This window comes from Prochlorococcus sp. MIT 1306, assembly GCF_047304515.1.
GTDB classification, from domain to species: Bacteria; Cyanobacteriota; Cyanobacteriia; order PCC-6307; family Cyanobiaceae; genus Prochlorococcus; species Prochlorococcus marinus_D.
In genome coordinates this window covers 2,169,191-2,186,876 of sequence record NZ_CP138959.1, presented here as the reverse complement: position 1 = coordinate 2,186,876, position 17,686 = coordinate 2,169,191, and the positions used below count along the sequence as shown (strand labels likewise).

Below are 17,686 nucleotides of genomic sequence, written 5' to 3'. Positions count from 1 at the left end.
GTGATTGAGGTAGAGCAGCTCAGTAAGACCTATCAAGTCGCGGATAAGAGTCCTGGTTTTGTTGGCACGCTCAACCATTTTTTTCGCCGCAAGACTCATGATGTTCAAGCGGTTCGTGATGTGAGCTTCACCATCCAGCCAGGGGAAATGGTGGGCTTCCTTGGTGCCAACGGTGCAGGAAAAACCACCACCTTGAAAATGCTTTGCGGCTTAATTCATCCCAGTGCAGGAAGGGTGCATGTCGCTGGCTATCTGCCTCAGCGACGTCAGGCTGCTTTTCTCAAGCAGATCACTTTGGTGATGGGTCAGAAGCAGCAGCTGATCTGGGACTTGCCGCCACTCGATTCGCTCTCGGTCAATGCTGCGGTCTATGGCATTGGAGAGAAGGAGGCCCGATACCGCATTAATGAGTTGGCGGAGATGTTGGAGATCACAGAAGAGCTCACCCGCCCGGTGCGTAAGTTGTCCCTTGGACAGCGCATGAAGGCTGAGTTATTAGCTGCCCTATTGCATCGTCCCTCGGTGCTTTTTCTTGATGAACCGACTCTTGGCTTGGATGTGAATGCTCAGGCGAGGGTGCGTAGTTTCCTGGCCGAGTACAACCGTCAAACGGGCGCAACGGTTTTGCTGACAAGTCACTACATGGCCGACATCACGGCTTTGTGTTCGAGGGTGTTATTGATTCATCAAGGAGAGCTCATTCACGATGGTGACCTTGATGCATTAGCCACGAGCCTGTCTCCCTTCCGTCAGGTTCGTCTTGAGCTCAATCGGTCAGCTTCCCCGGAAGACTTCGTCGGTTATGGCGAGTTGGAAGCACTGGATGATCGAGCCGTGCGTCTTCTGGTTTCACGCAGTGAGCTCACTGAGGTTGTGGCACGTCTGCTGGCCAATTTTGATGTTTTGGATCTTGAAGTTAATGATCCACCGATCGATGAATTGATTGGCAGCCTTTTTCGTAAGGGGAGGGTTGTATGAAGATCGCTGGCCTGTCTTGGCCGGTGGTGAGGGCCTTGTTGGCTTCTCAGCACGCCAACATGGTTCAGTATCGCGCTGAGATTGCCCTTTGGGCTCTCTCCGGTGTGCTGCCTTTCATCATGTTGAGCCTTTGGAGTGAAAGTGACGCTGGAGCGTCATTGGGCTTCAAGGGGGTGGGCTTGGCCCGTTATTACCTCAGCGTCTTCATGGTGCGTCAGTTTTCCGTGGTTTGGGTGGTTTTTGCCTTTGAGGAGGATGCCTTGCTCGGGCGTTTATCTCCCTTTTTGCTCCAGCCTTTGCATCCACTTTGGCGTTATGTGGCTGCTCATGTGGCTGAACGAGTCACTCGCTTTCCTTTTTCTATTGGGATAGCAGCTATTTTTTTCCTGCTTTATCCAACGTCTTTTTGGTTGCCGTCGCTTGGCCAATTTTTGTTGGCCTGTCTGGCCATCTTGCTCGCTTTCAGTATCAATTTTTTGCTACAGAGTTTGATTGCCGCACTTTGCTTTTGGAGTGAGAAGGCTAGTGCTTTGGAGCGGTTGCTGCTGATTCCATATCTCTATTTTTCTGGTTGGTTGGTCCCTCTTGCTGCGTTCCCAGATGCGGCGCGTACGGTTTGTTTCTGGACGCCGTTTCCCTATCTGATTGATTTTCCGGCACGGGTTCTGGCGGGTTTGCCTGTTGACTTTGTAGCCGGCTTTGCGGCTCAGTTGTTTTGGGTAGCGTTATTGCTGCCTTTGGTTTTGATGGCTTGGCGCGCTGGGGTGCGTCGCTATACAGCGATGGGGGCTTGAGATGGGGCGCTACTTACTCAGCCTGAAGCGTTTTTGGGGCACGGCATTGGCTGGGCAGTTGGAGTATCAGGCCAACATGCTGATCGATTTGCTGGCCATGGTCGGCAGTTTGGCTGGCAGCATCTTTGTGCTGTCTGTGTTCTTTGGACAGGGGCGAGATCTGGGTGGTTGGAGTTGGGAAGCTGCCCTTGTGGTTCAGGGCATTTACACCTTTTTGGATGGTGTTTCCAGCACCTGGCTACGACCAAACCTCGGTGCGATTGTCACCCACGTGCGTGAGGGCACTTTGGATTTTGTGCTGTTGAAGCCGATCGACAGCCAGTTTTGGGTCTCGCTACGCATCATGGCGCCGGCGGGCCTTCCGGAAATGGGGTTGGGGTTGGTTTTGATCGTCTGGGCTGCATCCCGGGCAGGCGCATCTTTCAGCCTTGGCACAGTATTGGTCGCTGTTTTGATGCTTTGTGTAGGCGGTGTGATTCTCTATGCCCTGTGGTTTGTGATTGCTGCCACGAGCATCTGGTTCGTGAAGACCTGGAATGCCACTGAAGTGCTACGGGCCGTGCTGGCTTCCGGTCGGTTCCCAGTGAGTGCTTATCCACCGACTCTGCGCTTGGTGTTCACGTTGGTGTTACCGGTTGCTTTTTTGACTACGGTTCCAGCAGAGGTCATTCTTGGTCGTGCGGCCATGCCGATGTTGGCTTTGGGAATGTTTTTGGCTGTGATTTTTTTTGTTGGAAGCCGGGCTTTTTGGTTGTTCGCTTTGCGCTATTACACATCAGCTTCGAGTTGATGTGTCTTGTCGGTGGGCATTGGTTTGAGGCTTGGATTTAGGTGTCGCTTCCGACCCCATGGTGTACTCGGAAAAGATTGGTTGGGTCGTAACGTCGCTTGATACGCAGAAGGCGCTCGTAGTTCGGGCCCCAGAACTCCTGCTTCCAGTTTGGTTCGAAGAAATTCCCTTCATTCACATAGGAGCTGCCGCCAGGGGTGGCGGCGCGAATGAAGGCCATGGCACGATCCACATCCTGTTGTTGCTTGAGGCTTTCTCTTGGGTTTGGCTGATGGCCGCTGATGCCCGGGTAGCGGTATTGCGTCCAATTTGCGAGTGTGACGTAGCCGGCATCATTGAGTACAGCCGGGTTCATTGACGTTTGTCGCTGACGGGATTCAGCTTCCGGAGAGATTCCAGCGAGGCCTTTGCTGGTCTGGAACAGTAAGAAACTGGTGCGGCTTGCGCTTACGAATGCTTTCGCTAATCGGTGTAGTGATTCGCCTTCTAGAGCACTCATGGGTACACCTCGGCCCTGGTAGCCACCCCAGTAAGCACCTACTTCATTTTGGTTTCCTTTCCACCAGAATTGTCCTGATGGTGCCCCATCTCGGCGATCCCAATGCACAGCATCTGCTTGAGGTCGCCATTTGTTCTCAAACGGCACGGCATGGAAATTGACTTGAACGTCGAAGGCATGTGGCTTGCTTTTCAATTGCGTTAGTAAGGGTGTCCAGATGGCTTCAGCTTCGTTGGCCTCGAGGTCGATAAATGACGTCATGATCTGTAGACGTCTTTGGCCTGGCTCAATCACGACACCTTCTCCCCAGTTGGGATTGATCAGGGCCTTTTGAACCAGTTCTAGGTAATTCGTCAGCAACTCTTCAAGGGCGCCATCGTCGCTTGCTTCTATCCAGCCGGAGATCCAGCCATCGAGTCGAGGTATCGGATGGGCGAGCAAAGTTTGGCTGACTACGACTCCGTAGGTGCCACCACCTCCACCTTTTAGGGCCCAGCAGAGGTCTGGTTCTTGGAAGGCGTTGACGGTACGCAACTGACCATCGGCGGTCACGACCTCCATTTGCAGCACACCGGCGGCTCCACTGCCGAAGCGTTTGGAGTAGCTACCAAAGCCACCTCCTTGGCTAAAGCCTCCACATGCTCCTACGGTTGTGCACCCTCCGCCCTGCACATAGAGCCCGGCGGCAGTTGCTGCTTGATAGGCGTGGAGCCAGGCATTGCCAGCGCTGACGGTGAGGGCAGTGACTGGTGGCTGAGAAGCAGGAGCACCTTCTGGGGTGAAGCTTTGATGTGTTGTGATTGCGTTGAGGTCATGGGTCCAGATCAGCAGGGAGTTTGGCGGTCCGCTCGAGCGTCCGAAGTAATCGCCACCCATGCCTTTGATCACTAAGCGCAAGTTGTGGAGTCGGGCCACATCTACAGCAGTGGCAACGTCTGCTTTGCTGCCAACACGCACAGCGTTATGACTGGCTTGCGCAGTCCAGGCGCCCACCATGCCGGTTGATTGAGTGCCGCCAGCTTGGCTGCTCAGTGCCCAGGGATTTTTGAGTTCCACGGGGACTGGGGTTTTCGCTAGTAGGTTTGCCCAGGGAAGTTTGGGCCTGATCAGACGAGTGCCGAGGCGTCGTTGTAATTCCTTGATGGCTGCTGTTGTGTTTTTAGCTTTGGCTTGTCGCCAAAGTGCTGGTAGGCCTAGGGCGGAGAGAGTGGCCAACGAGGCTTGCTGCAGAAGTTTGCGCCGACGCATCGCCAACTCAGCATGAATCTTGAGTATGAGAGGTATTGGTGTTGCATGCAGATTGCTTGTGTTGATTGATCCAGGGACTTGGTTGGAGTCTTGGCTGCCTTTCTTGCAGACACCTATTGGTGCAGTTCTATTTGTGCCTCTCTATGCAGTTTGGGTCACCTTGTTGCTGCCAGGGGTCTGGGCCTCGATGCTTGCAGGTGCGCTCTTCGGGACTGGGTTAGGCAGTTTGCTGGTGTTTGTCGGCGCCTGTCTGGGTGCAGAGGCATCCTTTCTGCTTGGACGTTACTGGCTAAGGAATTGGGCTCGACGTCGCTTGGCAGTTGTGCCAAAACTGCAGGCTGTTGAGAAGGCCGTGAGTCGTGAGGGGCTCAAGTTGGTGCTCTTAACCCGCCTGTCTCCGGCGTTCCCTTTTAGTGTGCTCAACCTGGCATATGGCCTCAGTGAGGTGAGCCTGCGGGACTATTCGATCGGTTTGATCGGCATTCTTCCCGGCACTATTTTGTTTTGTGGTTTTGGTGCACTGGCTGGAGATGTGGCGCGATTTGGCGATGTCCTCTCTGGCCAGGCTGACCCGGCCACCTGGACTCTCAGGATTGTTGGGGTGTTGGCCACGGTTGTGGTGGTATGGCTGGTAGGCCTTGCAGCTAAGCGAGCTCTTCAGGATTCCGAGCCATCCAGTTGATCTGGGTTGTCTAGCTGCCAGTCTTTGAGGGCGGCAAAGAACACGAACCAGCTCAGCCGGAGGCGTGCAAGCACCCCAGTGCGTTGAGCCAGATCTGCATATTTGGCACGTCCGCAGGCTGTTTTGATCCAGGTGTTGATGTTGGCTTGGCTCATGCTCTTATGCAGTGATTCAAAGCCTAGGGATGGAGAACTTCAGCTGGCCAAAAGTTTGAGCAGCTCCTCCTGGTTAAGGACCGTGACTTCAAGTTTCTCGGCCTTGTTCAGCTTGCTGCCCGCTTCAACTCCAGCCACCACATAACTGGTGTTTTTGCTGACAGAGCTATTGACTTTGCCACCGGCGGCTTCGATCAGAGCTTGGGCTTCGCTGCGGCTCAGGGTTGGCAGAGTGCCTGTTAATACAAAGGTTTGGCCCTCCAAGCTGACCGTTCTTTGGTTTTGATCTGTGTCGTGAGCGAGCTCGTCTTCATTGGCTTCCAGGGAGATGCCTAGCTGTTTCAACTTGGCCAGAAGCTGTTGATTGGCGGGGGTAGCAAACCATTGTTGTAATGACTGCGCAATTTCGTTGCCGACTCCGAACACTGACGTGATTTGTTCGGGTGCCTTGCAGGCGGCGGTGGCCAGTGTGGTGGCGCTGGGGAACTTTTTAGCTAGGGCTTTAGCGTTGACTTCGCCGACGTGGTGGATGCCTAGGCCGTAGAGCTGCTTATGCCAGGGCTTGCTTTTGGAGGCTTGCAGGGCGGTTATCAGGTTTGCTGTTGATTTACTGCCCATACGATCCATGCTTGCCAGAAGGCTTGCCTCGAGGGCATAGAGGTCAGCAATCGATTGCACTAGACCGCGGTTGACCAGCTGTTCGATCAGCTTGCTGCCGAGGCCATCTACATCCAGAGCTCCTTTACTGACCCAGTGACGTAGTGTTCCGCGCAGGATCGCTGGGCAGCTGCTGTTGACACAGCGTGTTGCTGCTTCGTCTTCTTCCCGCACCAGGTCTGATCGGCATTCCGGACAGATATGAGGCAGCTTGAGTGTCTGTGCTCCTGCAGGTCGTAGTTCTCTCAACACACCTATCACTTCCGGGATGATTTCGCCGGCCTTGCGCACCACGATGGTGTCGCCGCTATGGAGATCGAGCTCGCTGACCCGATTGGCGTTGTGCAGTGTGGCGCGGCTCACACTTGTACCCGCTAGTGGTATCGCTTCGAATTCAGCCACAGGTGTTACGGCGCCTGTGCGTCCCACCTGGCAGGTGAGTCTTAGCAATTTGCTTGGGGCTTCTTCAGCGGCGTATTTGAGTGCAATCGCCCAACGTGGGGCCTTTTGAGTAAAGCCTGCAGTTTCTTGTAGTTGTAAGTCGTTGAGCTTTACGACTACTCCGTCGGTGGCGTATGGAAGTTGATGGCGATCCTCATCCCAGAGCTTGAAGAAGTTTTCTACCGCAGTTAAATCCGCAAGCAACGCGGTGTTTGGATTCACTTTGAAGCCGATGGCCTGGAGCCATTGCAATGCTGCCCATTGGTTGATGGGTCTGGCTGGATCATGAGCTTTCGCTTGCCAGTTGTCTGGTAGATGCAGGGTGTAGGCAAAGAAGTCCAGCTGACGTGAGGCCACCACCTTGGGATCTAGTTGACGCAACGTGCCGGCACAGGCATTGCGGGGGTTGGCAAAGGCTACGTCGCCCCGTTTTCCTCGGGCAGTGTTGATGTCTGCAAAGGTGCTATTCGGGATAAACGCTTCTCCTCGCACTTCCAGCCAGGCTGGAGGATGCACGAGTTGTAATCGCAGCGGAATGGAGGCAATGGTGCGGACGTTGGCTGTGATCTCCTCTCCATTAGCGCCATCACCGCGGGTGGCTGCGCGTATGAGTACGCCGTGTTCGTAGCTGAGGGCTAGCGCGTTGCCATCGATCTTCAGTTCGCCCACCATCGATAGATCAGGTTGAGGCGTTTTCGGGTTGGTTTGATGACCAAGCAGCTTGGCGAGTCGGACGTACCAGCCCGTTAGTTCGTCAACATTGAAAGCATTGTCGAGGCTGAGTAATGGGATGCGATGCTGAACACTTGCAAAGCCTTGAGCAGGGGCTCCACCAATCCTTTGGGTGGGGCTGTCTGGGGTGAGTAGCGATGAATCTTTAGCTTCTAGGTTCAGTAGCTCGCGATAGAGGCGGTCGTAGACGGCATCCTCCATCGTTGGTGTATCAAGTACGTAGTAAGAGTGGGCGGCCTGATTGAGTAGTTGGCGTAGTTCGGCTGCCCGCTCTGGGGGTGTTATCGACGTCGGGGTCACCGCAGCTGTCTTAAGAACGATTGGTCATGAATTGAGGGGCACAATGCGATCGACTCGCCATGAATCGTCAATCTTGCTGAATGTGAAATCCATTTTTAATTCATCTTTACCATCAGATTTGAGTTTGATGGTGAGGATGACCTGACCTTCTTGGAGCCTAGGTCGACCGGATTTGAGGTTGCGATATCGGTTGAGTTTCAGACTGGCCAGGAAGCGGATGAATTGTTGTCTGTTGACGTGCTGCCGATAGGTCTTGGTGGTGAGTAGGTAGGCAGCATCAATCCGACCTGCCGCGACCTGAGTGAAGAACTGCTTGACCAAGGGGTTGATGCCCCTTGCACTGAAGACCAGCCTGACGGCCGTGATGGTCCAGTAGAGCAGTAGGGCTCCAGCGCCAGCTAGTAGGGCTTTGGTCCCAATGTCCCGTGCCAGGGCTAGATCCATCATCTTGATGCAATTGACAAGAGAGTCTGACTGACCGACTTCAGAAATATGGCTCTTCAGCGATTGTGTGAAGTGGGCAGACTGTCAAAGCTTGATTTAAGGGCCTACCCCACGCGCATTAATGCCTCTGGTGCCTCTGCTGCCGCTGTTTCATCGCTTCAATAGGGAATATTTCAATGGCGCCCTAGCGATTGGATCTCAGCCTCTTCTGTCTGTGCGGTGGAGTGATGGTCGATTGCGCAAGACAGCAGGTTTTTATCGTCGTGGCTTAAGGGTTGACGGCCGCAACAGCTGCGAGATTGTTCTTTCTCGTCCGTTGCTGGAGCTTCTGCCTCAGACCGCTACTGAAAGCACTCTTTGCCACGAAATGATCCATGCCTGGATTGATCTTGTACTGCAGGTTAAGGAGAGTCATGGCCCCAACTTTCATGCCCGGATGGCCGCCATTAACGCTGCCCAGAACCAGTTTCAGGTGAGTGTGCGCCATCAGTTTCCCGTGCCTCAAACGCCGCCGCGGTGGTGGGCGGTTTGCCCTCGCTGTGGTCTTCGTTCTCCTTATCAGCGACGTGTTCATCGCGCTGCTTGTCGGCAATGTTGCGACCGTCACTATGGGGGTAGCTGGCATGCCAGCTGTGTGTTCGTCTATGAACCTGCGTTACCGGAGGCCTGAGTGGACATGTTTTTCTGGGTGCTTCAGGTCAGTGGGGTCTCGATTGCCCTAATCGGTTGGCAACGGGAGCAGTGGTTGCACCGGCGGCGCCGGTAACGTCGATGCATGGATACACGTCGTCAACGTCGCCAAAGGTCCAGGGATCCCTTGGATCGTCGTTTGGATCAGTGGCTTGAGACAGGTCGTCAGTTGGTTGATGGTGTGGCCGGCACCCGCCCTGGACAGCGTGGATCTGGTCGTACAGACCGTCCTTCCGCTGCGAGCTTGGGAACGGTTGGTCGCTGGGTGGGTGACAAGCTTGAATGGTTGTTGGAAGAGGACGAGGACGATGGTTGGCTGGAGCCTTGGCAGTCTGAGCCTCAGTCCACTGAAATGCGAGTGAAGCGACCACTGGAAGCGATCTCTCGCCGTGTTCCCCCTTTGATTCAACCTGCGTCTTCTCGCAGTGAGGTTGTGCCTCATGAGGATGATTGGCCCGATGAGTCCACCTTCCAGGTTGATCGTTGGCAGCGTCGCCCATCAGAGCGGCTTAATCCTGAGGCCGCTTCCAACCGAAGCGCATCAGAATCATTGAAGCGACCCCTTGAGCGGCGACCTTTGCCGCGTTCCAGTCGTCGGCGCGATTGAGCGTGCGCGATTCAATCAGGCTGCAGCGCTGAAATATGCCTGATGTGTTTTGAGCGCTACGCGAAAATGGCAGCCTCGCTGTGCGAGTTGATCATTGACATCACCTACCAGTTCTTCAGGTAGATCTTCAGCCATTTGCTCGGCTGTTGTATTGATGGAGGGCGATCCCTCTTCAAGGGCCTCAAGTAGTTCGGCCCATTGCTCCACCTGAAGTGTTCGGTTGATGGGTTGGTAGCCGCTTTTCTCAAGCAAGCCTTTGCAGATTTTTGCGTTCCAGAGAGCTGTGCGTGGAGGGGTTTGTGGACCGTGCTTATGGGCTGCACCAGTCTCAAGGGCTCCTGGAGTTGGTCGTCCATGTCGATCGCGCAAGCCCTGCAGTTGTAGAGCTCGGCCGCAATTGATCGCTGAGATGCCGTAGATGCGTCCCAGATCAGTGAGGCTCAGCCAGCTTGGGGAGGGTGCCATGGAGAGGGGAACCGCTTTAATAATCTTCCCGAAAGCACAAGAGTTGGCAAGTTGTCAAGTTAAAAATCGACAAATCCAGAGCTCTGGTCATGAACAGAGTTGAAGCTCTTGTCGTGGAGTGGGTCCGAGCCATTTCTCGAGCTCAGGGCTGAAAACTTCTCGGATCACTGTTAGTTCACGCTCTTGGCGAAAGAAGCGATAATGCCGGCTCCAAAATGGCCCTGTTTGGCCGAATGCGGATTCGAGCCAATCGGCAGCGACAAGGCCCAGTCCGTCGACTTCACGAAACAGTTCGGAACGGCCTTTTGTGAGACTGTCCCAGATGGGTTGATTGCGATTGTGGAGATGCTTTTCGGCCTCATCGAAATTCCACCAGCTTTCCGCCCAGGCCAGGGTATGGGAGTCGCAGATCAACCACACCTGGCGCCTTAGTAAAGGCGGTTTGAGTTCGCGAACTTCCTGCGGGGCTGTTGCATCAGGATTGGGTTCCGGTTGCATGGCAATGAGGTTGACTTGCACTTCATGGCCTGTGAGCAGTCTCAGGTGGCGGGTTGGGCTGCCATCCCCAAGCAGCATCAATCGCCAGGGTCCGGGCAGTTGCCAGGGGCCTTCACCAGAGAGCACTGCCTTGCTAGGGGCGTCCCAGACCCGTGCTGGTGAGATCAGTCCTGAGGGTGTCTGGTTCAGAAGGCGCCTCCAATGTTGAGCTGACGTTGCTGACCTTGACTGTTGATGACGGCACCATTGGCGTTGACAGAGTCCAAGCGCCAGTTGCTGCTACCGATGTTCTCTCCGGGTTTTGCGGAGGTAGATGTTTGCTTCAGCTGAAAGATTGCTGAGCTGCTGCCTTTAGGGCCATGCACTACACCTACCAGTACGGGGACTTCGCTGGCATTGTCCTGCAAGTGACTTGAGTGGCTGGAGAACGTTTCTTCGCCGATGGGAACGATGACAGGCTCCAAGCTTTGGACCCAATCAGGATCAAGCGGAGTTTGGGGAAGGACTGCCAGCTCAGCGTTTGTGTTTTGGGCGCGAATGCTTGAGCTGTTGCTGGGTTCTTCGGTGGTCGTTCGAGATGCGGCGGGTAACTTTCTGAGCCGCTCCATGACTAGCAAATTTCGTTCTCGGTCAAGCTGGGCTTGGGAGGCCTGCCAGTTGTGAGCTAGCCAGACACTGCTGATTAGCCCCGCAGTGGCAAGACCAGTAAGAGTAAGAGTTTGCCACTGAGCTGGCTTCGCCTTGAGTGATTCGTGGACATGCAGCCTGGCAGAGGTCAGATGATTGTCTTGCGCGTGGAAGACGCGGTCCATCACCTGTTCAGCTCGTAGGTTCCAGTAGGCCCGCGAGGTGGTGAGCTGAGAGGGCACCGTTGGCTTCCAATGACATCCAACGTTATCGATCGTGACCAGAGGCGGCGAGGGTTCGACGCTTCTGCAGTTCCAGCCAGACCAACAGGGCGGTGAGATCTGCCTTGCTAACACCGGGAATCTGGCTGGCCTGAGCGAAATTGAGTGGCCCTACAGCGGTTAGTTTTTCGCGGGCTTCCTTAGAGAGGGTGCTGATGTTGGCGTAGTCGAGATTTGCAGGCAGGCGTCTTTGGCTCTGCCGCTTCAATTGATCAATTTGTTGTTGCTGCCGTTGTAGGTAACCGCTGTACTTGATATCAATTTCTGCTCCTTCTCTTACACCTAGGGCAAGCTCTGGATCGACTAGGCCATGTTCGATCAGATCAGCACTATGCACGCCAGGACGTCGGAGCAGGTCGGCCAGAGTTATGGATCCTTTGATTTTTGCACCTGTTTTGGCCTCGAGGGCCGGTGCGGCTGGATCGCTGGCTTTGATTCGCTGCTTTTCGAGTCGTTGTTTTTCATCCTCTAGAGCGGTTTGTTTGCTTTGAAACAGCTGCCAACGGCGTGCATCAATCAGGCCTAGCTGATAGCCCAGAGGCGTCAGGCGGCGGTCTGCGTTGTCGCCCCGCAAAATCAGGCGGTATTCGCTTCGACTGGTGAGCACCCGGTAAGGCTCGTGTAGATCCTTGCTGACAAGATCGTCGATCATTGTGCCGATATAGCTGCCCTCGCGAGGAAAGTGCACTTGCTCTTGGCCATGGACGAGACGGGCTGCATTGAGACCGGCAACCAGCCCTTGGGCGGCGGCTTCTTCATAGCCGGTTGTGCCATTCAGTTGCCCAGCAGTGAACAGCCCTTTGACGCGTTTGGTTTGCAATGAAGGACTGAGCTGTGTGGCGGGAAGATAGTCGTAATCGACTGCATAGGCGGGCCGCAGCATGACGCATTGTTCAAGCCCTGGCAGGGTGCGTAGCAAGTCGAGTTGCAACCGCTCAGGTAGTCCGGTGGAGAATCCCTGCACATAAATTTCTGGCGTATCGCGACCTTCCGGTTCGAGAAAAATCTGGTGAGAGTCTTTGTCAGCAAAACGGACGATCTTGTCTTCGATTGATGGGCAGTAACGCGGCCCTTTGCTGTCGAGAAAGCCTCCATAGATAGGCGTTAGTTCGAGGTTCTCTTTGATCAGCTGATGGGTTGATGCGGTAGTGCGGGTGATGTGGCAGCTCATCTGTTCACCGCTGACCCAGGTGGTTGGGTCGAAGGAGAAGAAGCGATCAGCGGCATCGCTGGGTTGCTCTTCCAGTTGATCGAGAGCAATGCTGCGTCGATCGACTCTGGCCGGAGTGCCTGTCTTGAGGCGATTGGTTTGGAAGCCAAGTGACTCGAGGGCTTCGGTGAGCCCTTCTGCGGCTTGCTCGCCGGCACGACCTGCCGGCATGGATTGATTACCAACCCAGATCTGACCACCAAGGAACGTGCCGGTGGTTAGCACGACGGCTTGGGCCCGATAAATACTGCCGAAATAGGTCCGTACGCCTGTGATTTGTGCTGCATGTCCTTGAGCTGGCTCCCAGTGCTCCCCGCCACCCGATGGATCACCTTTGACTTCGAGGCCAGTCACCATCGCTTCTCTTAGAGAGAGGTTGGCTGTTTGTTGAAGCAACTGCAGCATTTGGCGTGAATAGAGGCGTTTGTCGGTCTGGGCGCGTAAGGCCCAGACCGCAGGGCCGCGGCTTGCATTCAGCACACGTTTTTGCAGCGCCGTCGCATCGGCCAGGCGTCCGATGACCCCCCCAAGGGCATCGACTTCATGCACGAGTTGACTCTTGGCTGGCCCTCCCACTGCGGGATTACATGGTTGCCATGCAATCCGATCGAGGTTGAGGGTGAACAAGGCAGTAGAAAGCCCCAGTCGTGCTGCTGTCAGCGCGGCTTCACAACCGGCGTGACCACCGCCGACGACGATGACGTCGAAGTGTTCGGTTGGGGGAGCACTAAAGGGCATGGGGCCCGTGACGGTCTAGAGAACAGTAGAAATCATCAATGTATTGCTGCTTTAGGCCGCCAGGTTGCGGAACCGTGTGAATTGGGGCTCGAACAGTAGTTTTACTGTGCCGACAGGGCCGTTGCGGTGCTTGGTCACGATGACTTCGGTGATGCCGCGGTCGGGGGTTTCTGGGTTGTAGTACTCGTCGCGGTAGATCATCAGCACCAGGTCGGCGTCCTGTTCGATTGAGCCTGACTCGCGCAGGTCGCTGAGCATTGGGCGTTTGTTGGTGCGGGATTCCACTCCACGGCTGAGCTGTGATAAGGCAATCACAGGTACGTTCAGTTCCCTAGCCATGCCCTTAAGGCCGCGGGTAATCCGGGAGAGTTCCTGAACACGGTTATCAGGCGTGGAGCCCTCCATCAGTTGTAGGTAGTCGATCACGATGAGTCCGAGCTCTTTGCCTTGTTCGGCCATGAGTCGCCTGGAGAGAGAACGCATCTCCAGGACGCCTGAATTGGGTTTGTCATCGATGTAGATCGGTAGCTGACCAAGGGTGTTGATGCCCTGGCCCAGAAGAGGCCACTCCTCCTGTCGTAAACGGCCTGTTCTCAGTCGACTGCTCTCAATGCCAACTTCCATTGAAAGGAGGCGATAGGTGAGTTGTTCCTTGCTCATCTCCAGGCTGAACACGCACACAGGCAGGTTGTGGAGTTGGGCAACGTTTTTGGTCAGATTGAGCACCATGGAGGTTTTGCCCATGGCTGGGCGGCCAGCCACAATGATCAGGTCACTGCGCTGCAGACCCTGGGTCATGGCATCCAGGTCGTAGAAGTTCACCGGGATGCCTGCGACGGACGTACCTAGTGAGCGGCTTTCGATCTCGTTGAAGGTGCTGGTAAGGATTTCTGCTGTGGGAGTGAGACCTTTGGATGGCTTTTCCTGGCTGATCGCAAAAATTGTTTGTTCTGCTTTGTCGAGAACCTGTTCCATCGGCAGGCCCTGGTCAAAGCCGAGTTGAATCACTTCGTTGCCTGAGCGAATCAACTGTCGCCGTAGGAATTTGTCCATGACCAAACGGGCCACTTGCTCGATTGATGCAGTGGAGGCGACGCGCTCTACAAGTTCGATCAGACGGTTGCTGCCACCTACCTTCTCCAAGGATCCTGTGTCGGCCAACCAGGCGCTCATTGCTGTGAGGTCGGTGGGTTTGCCCTGGCTGTGAAGCATCAGGGCTGTGCGGAAGATCTCTCGATGGGCGTTGAGATAAAAAGCCTCAGGTTGGAGCACATCGACCACTCTGCCGATGGCATCAGGATCAAGAAGGATGCCTCCTAGAACAGCTTCCTCTGCCTCCAGATTTTGAGGAGGCACCGAGTCTGGCAGGGCTTCAAAGCTCGGTTCTCGAGATGTGGCAGAGGCTTTCTTGAAGGGACGAGACCCCTCTGCGGCGGTATCGCCGTTGTTTGGCAGGGGGGCGCTCACCATGGATGAGGAGCTGACGTTATAAGGAGACCTACTTTGGCTTGTTTTGTAAGCCTTGCCAGCAATCAGTAGCTGACGACTTCGAGGTTGATTTCGGCGTTGACTTCATTGTGCAGTTTCACTTGCACCTTGTAGCTACCGGTTCGGTGAATTTCCGGAACGATGATATTGCGACGGTCGATCTCCTTCTTTGTGGCTGTTTCGATTGCTTCAGCGACATCACCATTGGTGACTGTGCCGAACAAGACGTCGTCTTCGCCGGTTTGCTTTTTAACGGTGAAACGCCCGATTGTGACCAGAGCGGTTTGGAAGTCCAGGGCTTCCTGCTTGATTGCCGCCTGATGTTCGGCCTGCTTGGCACGTCGGTGACCGACCTGTTTCATCACGGCTGGGGTCACAGGGACAGCCTTGCCGAAGGGAAGCAGGAAGTTGCGGGCATAACCAGGAGCAACCTCAACTAGGTCGCCGTCCTTGCCGAGGCTGAGGACGTCTTCGTTCAGGACGACTTGTACGCGCTTGGCCATGGCGATAAGAAGACGGACGACGACTGTTGAGCGATCGACAACCCTACGATGTGATCGGTAGCCGAATCTTGCGAGCCAAGCCTAGAGCCCGCATTAGACGGATGTGCTGCCAGGTGAGGTCGATCTGACCGCGCTGGAGTCCATGAATGGCGGAGTAGGGGAAGGCGTGGTGATTGTTGTGCCAACCTTCGCCGAAAGTAAGGGCTGCTACCCAAGGGTTATTGCGGGAGTTGTCACCGCTGTCGAAGGCCACAGTCCCCCAGCAGTGACTGGCGGAATTGACCAGCCAGGTGATGTGATACACGATTGTTAGGCGCAAGGGGATACCCCACAGCACGAGGGCCCAACCACCGGCTCCACTGACGCTGCCGATCCAGAAGAGCAGACCGGCTAGAGGGAGCTGCAACAGTAGAAAGTACTTGTTAAGCCAGCGGTAATAAGGATCCGCTGCCAGGTCAACAGTGAGGCGTGGCACGACCCGCATGGCTGGAATGGGTTCAAACATCCAGCCCATGTGGCTCCACCAGAAGCCCTTATGACTGTTGTGGTGGTCGGGGTCAGTATCGGAAAACTTGTGGTGGTGGCGATGGAGTCCTACCCAGTCGATTGGACCGTGTTGGCAGCTCAAGGTTCCGCAGGTGGCAAAGAAGCGCTCCAGCCAGTGAGGTACTCGGAACGACCGGTGTGAGAGCAGACGGTGGTAGCCGATCGTCACTCCGAGGCAGGCCGTGACCCAGTAGAGGACGAGAAGGGTTGTGATCGCTTGCCAGCTCCAGAAACGGGGCAACAGGGCCAGGATGGATAGGGCATGAATAGCGATCATGAATCCGATCGTTCCCCAGCGTCTTGATTCTTTGGGTGGGCCAATGGCCTGGCTTGTGTAGGAGCGCTGAAGTTTTGTAGAAAGGCTTGAGGCCTTATGCGAAGCTGCAGGCCTGCTTATCGTTGAAGGCGTAGGTATCACTCTGGAGGCCATGAGCGATCTCTCGAATGTGCATAAACTATACACGATACGGATCCTTATCCAGTGACTAAGCCTGATGTTGAATCTGATTCGGCAGCCAGGGGCTACCGCGAGCGTTTGGATGATGGGCGGCGGGCCATGGCTCATCTCATTCATGTCTGGCATGAGCGCAATGGTTGGTCACATAAGGTCTTGCCCGCTTTGGCTGAATGCCTGGATCTCGGCCGGGTGCACAATTCTCAGATCTCTAATCTGCGCAACGGCAAACTCGCTTCACCAGGCCCCGAAGTGTTTCTGGCATTGGGACAAGCCAATGCCATCCTTCATGCCGGCCTAGAGCCGATTCGTGATCGCTTGGTCGAGGGTCATCCCGACTTACTCAAGGTGCTTTCGGAAAGTTCTCTTCCTCTGGAAGGAGAAGATGGTGAGCCACTCGGAGCTGGCGCTCTGTTTGAGATTTTTGTGGGTCTTGCTGCCTTGCCTGCGGGCTTTGATTGGCGAATTGAAGAAGATGAGGCCGCAGCTCTTAGTGCTGCTTTGGCTGATTGTCTATGCAATGGAAAATCTTGGCGTCATTGCCGGGACAAGGTGATGGAGGCTTATCCAGTCACTAAGGCGCAGCGCAGAGAACGTTTTGCGGAGGTGATGGCTGGTTTGAGGGATTACAACTCTGAGGAGCTCGATGGCGAATTGCTTGATCTGCACGCAACTCAGGTGGCCTTGGGTGGAGTGAACAGACAGGGAGCAGAGGGGTTTTTGGATGATCTAAGGGCCCGCTCAGAGTTGTTGGTTGATCAGGAAGCCCCGGAAACATAGCGGGCTTGCTGGACTCGACGAGCCAGGCCAAGACGACGCAACGCTTTCACGTGTTGCCAGGTGATGTCGAATTCAAACCATCGCAGGCCATGACGGGCGCTGGAGGGATAGGCATGGTGGTTGTTGTGCCAACCCTCGCCGAAGGACAGCACCGCCACCCACCAGCAGTTGCGAGAGAGGTCTGGGCTGTCGAAGTTGCGGTAGCCAAATGCATGGGTCGCCGAGTTCACAAACCAGGTCACGTGGTACACAACCACCAGTCGCAGGGGGATGGCCCAGAGCACTAGGCCAAGTCCTCCACCGTGCACCTGGGCGACTTCTCCGTACCAGTAGAGCCCAAGACCGAGAGGGATCTGTAGCAGCAGGAACCAGCGATCAAGCCATCGGAAGAAAGGGTCGGCTAGCAGATCTCCTGCAAAGCGGTCCATGTGGGCCAGCGCTGGAATCTCATGCAGCATCCATTCACTGTGGGCCCACCAGAGGCCACGGCCGGCGTCGTGGTGGTCATTGGTTTGGTCGGAGTAGCGGTGATGGTGGCGATGCAGAGCCACCCATTCGATGGGGCCACTCTGGCAGGCAAGCGTGGCCATGATCACCAGAACCCTCTCCAGCCAAACGGGTACGACAAAGCTGCGATGAGCGACCAGTCGATGCAATCCCAAGGTCACCCCGAGCACCGTGGTCCAATAAAGAACGGCAAAAGCGGCCAACCCTTGCCAGCTCCAAAAGCGTGGTAGCAGTGCGAAGGTTGCTGCTACATGCATGGCCAGCATGAAACTGGTGGTCCCCCATTTGAGTCGACGTTGTTTTGCTGGTAGTGGCTCACGATGAGCCTTTACAGCAGCCCACAACCGTTGCTGACGGTTTGTGGCTGAAGAGACCGGAAGAGGGGAAACCAAGAGGTACTCCTTTGGATGGGTCGGCCGCTTGGCTTGTAAGGCGAGTGGAGCGGAGAGGGCCGAGACATGTTCAAATCTAAAGGAACTATGGAACCGTTTCCAGGGGCCATAGCTCAGCTGTGCATCTTCTTGATGCGTGCTGAGCTATGGCAGTTTTGCCAATGATTTGCGTTGACTTGG

19 protein-coding genes are annotated in these 17,686 nt (G+C 55.3%); 7 read left to right on the top strand and 12 right to left on the bottom strand.

Features of this window, described 5'->3' with window-relative positions; genetic code table 11:
* Genes SIB74_RS10935 through SIB74_RS10925 form a run of 3 tightly spaced genes read left to right on the top strand, consistent with a single transcriptional unit; the run spans position 1 to position 2,562 of the window.
* Entirely contained in the window at positions 1-978 is a 978-nt protein-coding gene (locus tag SIB74_RS10935) for an ATP-binding cassette domain-containing protein (RefSeq protein WP_063396952.1), read from the top strand.
* Complete coding sequence (locus tag SIB74_RS10930) at positions 975-1,772, top strand: ABC transporter permease (RefSeq protein ID WP_011827480.1); 798 nt, start codon at positions 975-977, stop codon at positions 1,770-1,772. The genes SIB74_RS10935 and SIB74_RS10930 overlap by 4 nt, the downstream gene beginning before the upstream one ends.
* A 1-nt stretch (position 1,773) precedes the next feature.
* Complete coding sequence (locus SIB74_RS10925) at positions 1,774-2,562, top strand: ABC transporter permease (RefSeq protein ID WP_011131552.1); 789 nt, start codon at positions 1,774-1,776, stop codon at positions 2,560-2,562.
* 37 nt (positions 2,563-2,599) lie between these two features.
* Here the strand turns inward: SIB74_RS10925 and SIB74_RS10920 are convergent, their stop codons facing one another.
* The gene (locus tag SIB74_RS10920) at positions 2,600-4,309 is read right to left on the bottom strand and encodes a BBE domain-containing protein (RefSeq protein ID WP_063396617.1); all 1,710 of its coding nucleotides are present in this window, start codon (positions 4,307-4,309) and stop codon (positions 2,600-2,602) included.
* A 25-nt stretch (positions 4,310-4,334) separates the two neighbouring features.
* On the opposite strand from SIB74_RS10920, the gene SIB74_RS10915 reads away from it, so the two are divergent.
* Complete coding sequence (locus SIB74_RS10915) at positions 4,335-4,991, top strand: TVP38/TMEM64 family protein (RefSeq protein ID WP_197463331.1); 657 nt, start codon at positions 4,335-4,337, stop codon at positions 4,989-4,991.
* On the opposite strand, the gene SIB74_RS10910 is transcribed toward SIB74_RS10915, so the two are convergent.
* From SIB74_RS10910 to SIB74_RS10900, 3 genes are read right to left on the bottom strand one after another with little or no spacing between them, the layout of a single operon-like run.
* On the bottom strand, positions 4,967-5,146 hold the full coding sequence (locus tag SIB74_RS10910) for a hypothetical protein (RefSeq protein WP_011131549.1): 180 nt from the start codon (positions 5,144-5,146) through the stop codon (positions 4,967-4,969). The genes SIB74_RS10915 and SIB74_RS10910 overlap by 25 nt on opposite strands.
* A gap of 39 nt (positions 5,147-5,185) precedes the next feature.
* A complete protein-coding gene (ligA, locus tag SIB74_RS10905) occupies positions 5,186-7,276 on the bottom strand; it encodes an NAD-dependent DNA ligase LigA (protein ID WP_063396618.1) in 2,091 nt (696 codons plus the stop codon).
* A gap of 24 nt (positions 7,277-7,300) precedes the next feature.
* Positions 7,301-7,720 carry a hypothetical protein gene (locus tag SIB74_RS10900; RefSeq protein ID WP_063396619.1) on the bottom strand — a complete coding sequence of 140 codons (420 nt, stop codon included), beginning with the start codon at positions 7,718-7,720 and terminating at the stop codon, positions 7,301-7,303.
* Positions 7,721-7,841: 121 nt separating this feature from the next.
* On the opposite strand from SIB74_RS10900, the gene SIB74_RS10895 reads away from it, so the two are divergent.
* Both SIB74_RS10895 and SIB74_RS10890 read left to right on the top strand, forming a co-directional pair.
* Entirely contained in the window at positions 7,842-8,390 is a 549-nt protein-coding gene (locus tag SIB74_RS10895) for a SprT family zinc-dependent metalloprotease (RefSeq protein WP_011131546.1), read from the top strand.
* Positions 8,391-8,495: 105 nt separating this feature from the next.
* The gene (locus tag SIB74_RS10890) at positions 8,496-9,017 is read left to right on the top strand and encodes a hypothetical protein (protein ID WP_063396620.1); all 522 of its coding nucleotides are present in this window, start codon (positions 8,496-8,498) and stop codon (positions 9,015-9,017) included.
* Between the two features lie 15 nt (positions 9,018-9,032).
* On the opposite strand, the gene SIB74_RS10885 is transcribed toward SIB74_RS10890, so the two are convergent.
* From SIB74_RS10885 to SIB74_RS10855, 7 genes are all read right to left on the bottom strand, one after another.
* Positions 9,033-9,482 (bottom strand): hypothetical protein, encoded by a 450-nt coding sequence (locus tag SIB74_RS10885; RefSeq protein ID WP_063396621.1) that lies wholly within the window; start codon positions 9,480-9,482, stop codon positions 9,033-9,035.
* An 87-nt stretch (positions 9,483-9,569) separates the two neighbouring features.
* Positions 9,570-10,148: a chorismate lyase gene (locus SIB74_RS10880; RefSeq protein ID WP_169190004.1), complete on the bottom strand. Its 579-nt coding sequence runs from the start codon at positions 10,146-10,148 to the stop codon at positions 9,570-9,572.
* A 17-nt stretch (positions 10,149-10,165) separates the two neighbouring features.
* On the bottom strand, positions 10,166-10,849 hold the full coding sequence (locus tag SIB74_RS10875) for a hypothetical protein (protein WP_063396622.1): 684 nt from the start codon (positions 10,847-10,849) through the stop codon (positions 10,166-10,168).
* A gap of 25 nt (positions 10,850-10,874) precedes the next feature.
* Complete coding sequence (gene mnmG, locus SIB74_RS10870; RefSeq protein ID WP_063396623.1) at positions 10,875-12,836, bottom strand: tRNA uridine-5-carboxymethylaminomethyl(34) synthesis enzyme MnmG; 1,962 nt, start codon at positions 12,834-12,836, stop codon at positions 10,875-10,877.
* Between the two features lie 51 nt (positions 12,837-12,887).
* A complete protein-coding gene (gene dnaB, locus SIB74_RS10865) occupies positions 12,888-14,306 on the bottom strand; it encodes a replicative DNA helicase (protein WP_063396624.1) in 1,419 nt (472 codons plus the stop codon).
* A gap of 62 nt (positions 14,307-14,368) precedes the next feature.
* Positions 14,369-14,827 (bottom strand): 50S ribosomal protein L9, encoded by a 459-nt coding sequence (gene rplI, locus SIB74_RS10860; RefSeq protein ID WP_011131539.1) that lies wholly within the window; start codon positions 14,825-14,827, stop codon positions 14,369-14,371.
* 43 nt (positions 14,828-14,870) lie between these two features.
* The gene (locus SIB74_RS10855) at positions 14,871-15,803 is read right to left on the bottom strand and encodes an acyl-CoA desaturase (RefSeq protein ID WP_063396625.1); all 933 of its coding nucleotides are present in this window, start codon (positions 15,801-15,803) and stop codon (positions 14,871-14,873) included.
* 51 nt (positions 15,804-15,854) lie between these two features.
* On the opposite strand from SIB74_RS10855, the gene SIB74_RS10850 reads away from it, so the two are divergent.
* Entirely contained in the window at positions 15,855-16,607 is a 753-nt protein-coding gene (locus SIB74_RS10850; protein WP_011827465.1) for a hypothetical protein, read from the top strand.
* Here SIB74_RS10850 and SIB74_RS10845 read toward each other — a convergent pair.
* Entirely contained in the window at positions 16,586-17,506 is a 921-nt protein-coding gene (locus SIB74_RS10845; protein ID WP_063396626.1) for an acyl-CoA desaturase, read from the bottom strand. The two genes, SIB74_RS10850 and SIB74_RS10845, sit on opposite strands and share 22 nt — an antisense overlap.
* Positions 17,507-17,686 lie beyond the last annotated feature (180 nt).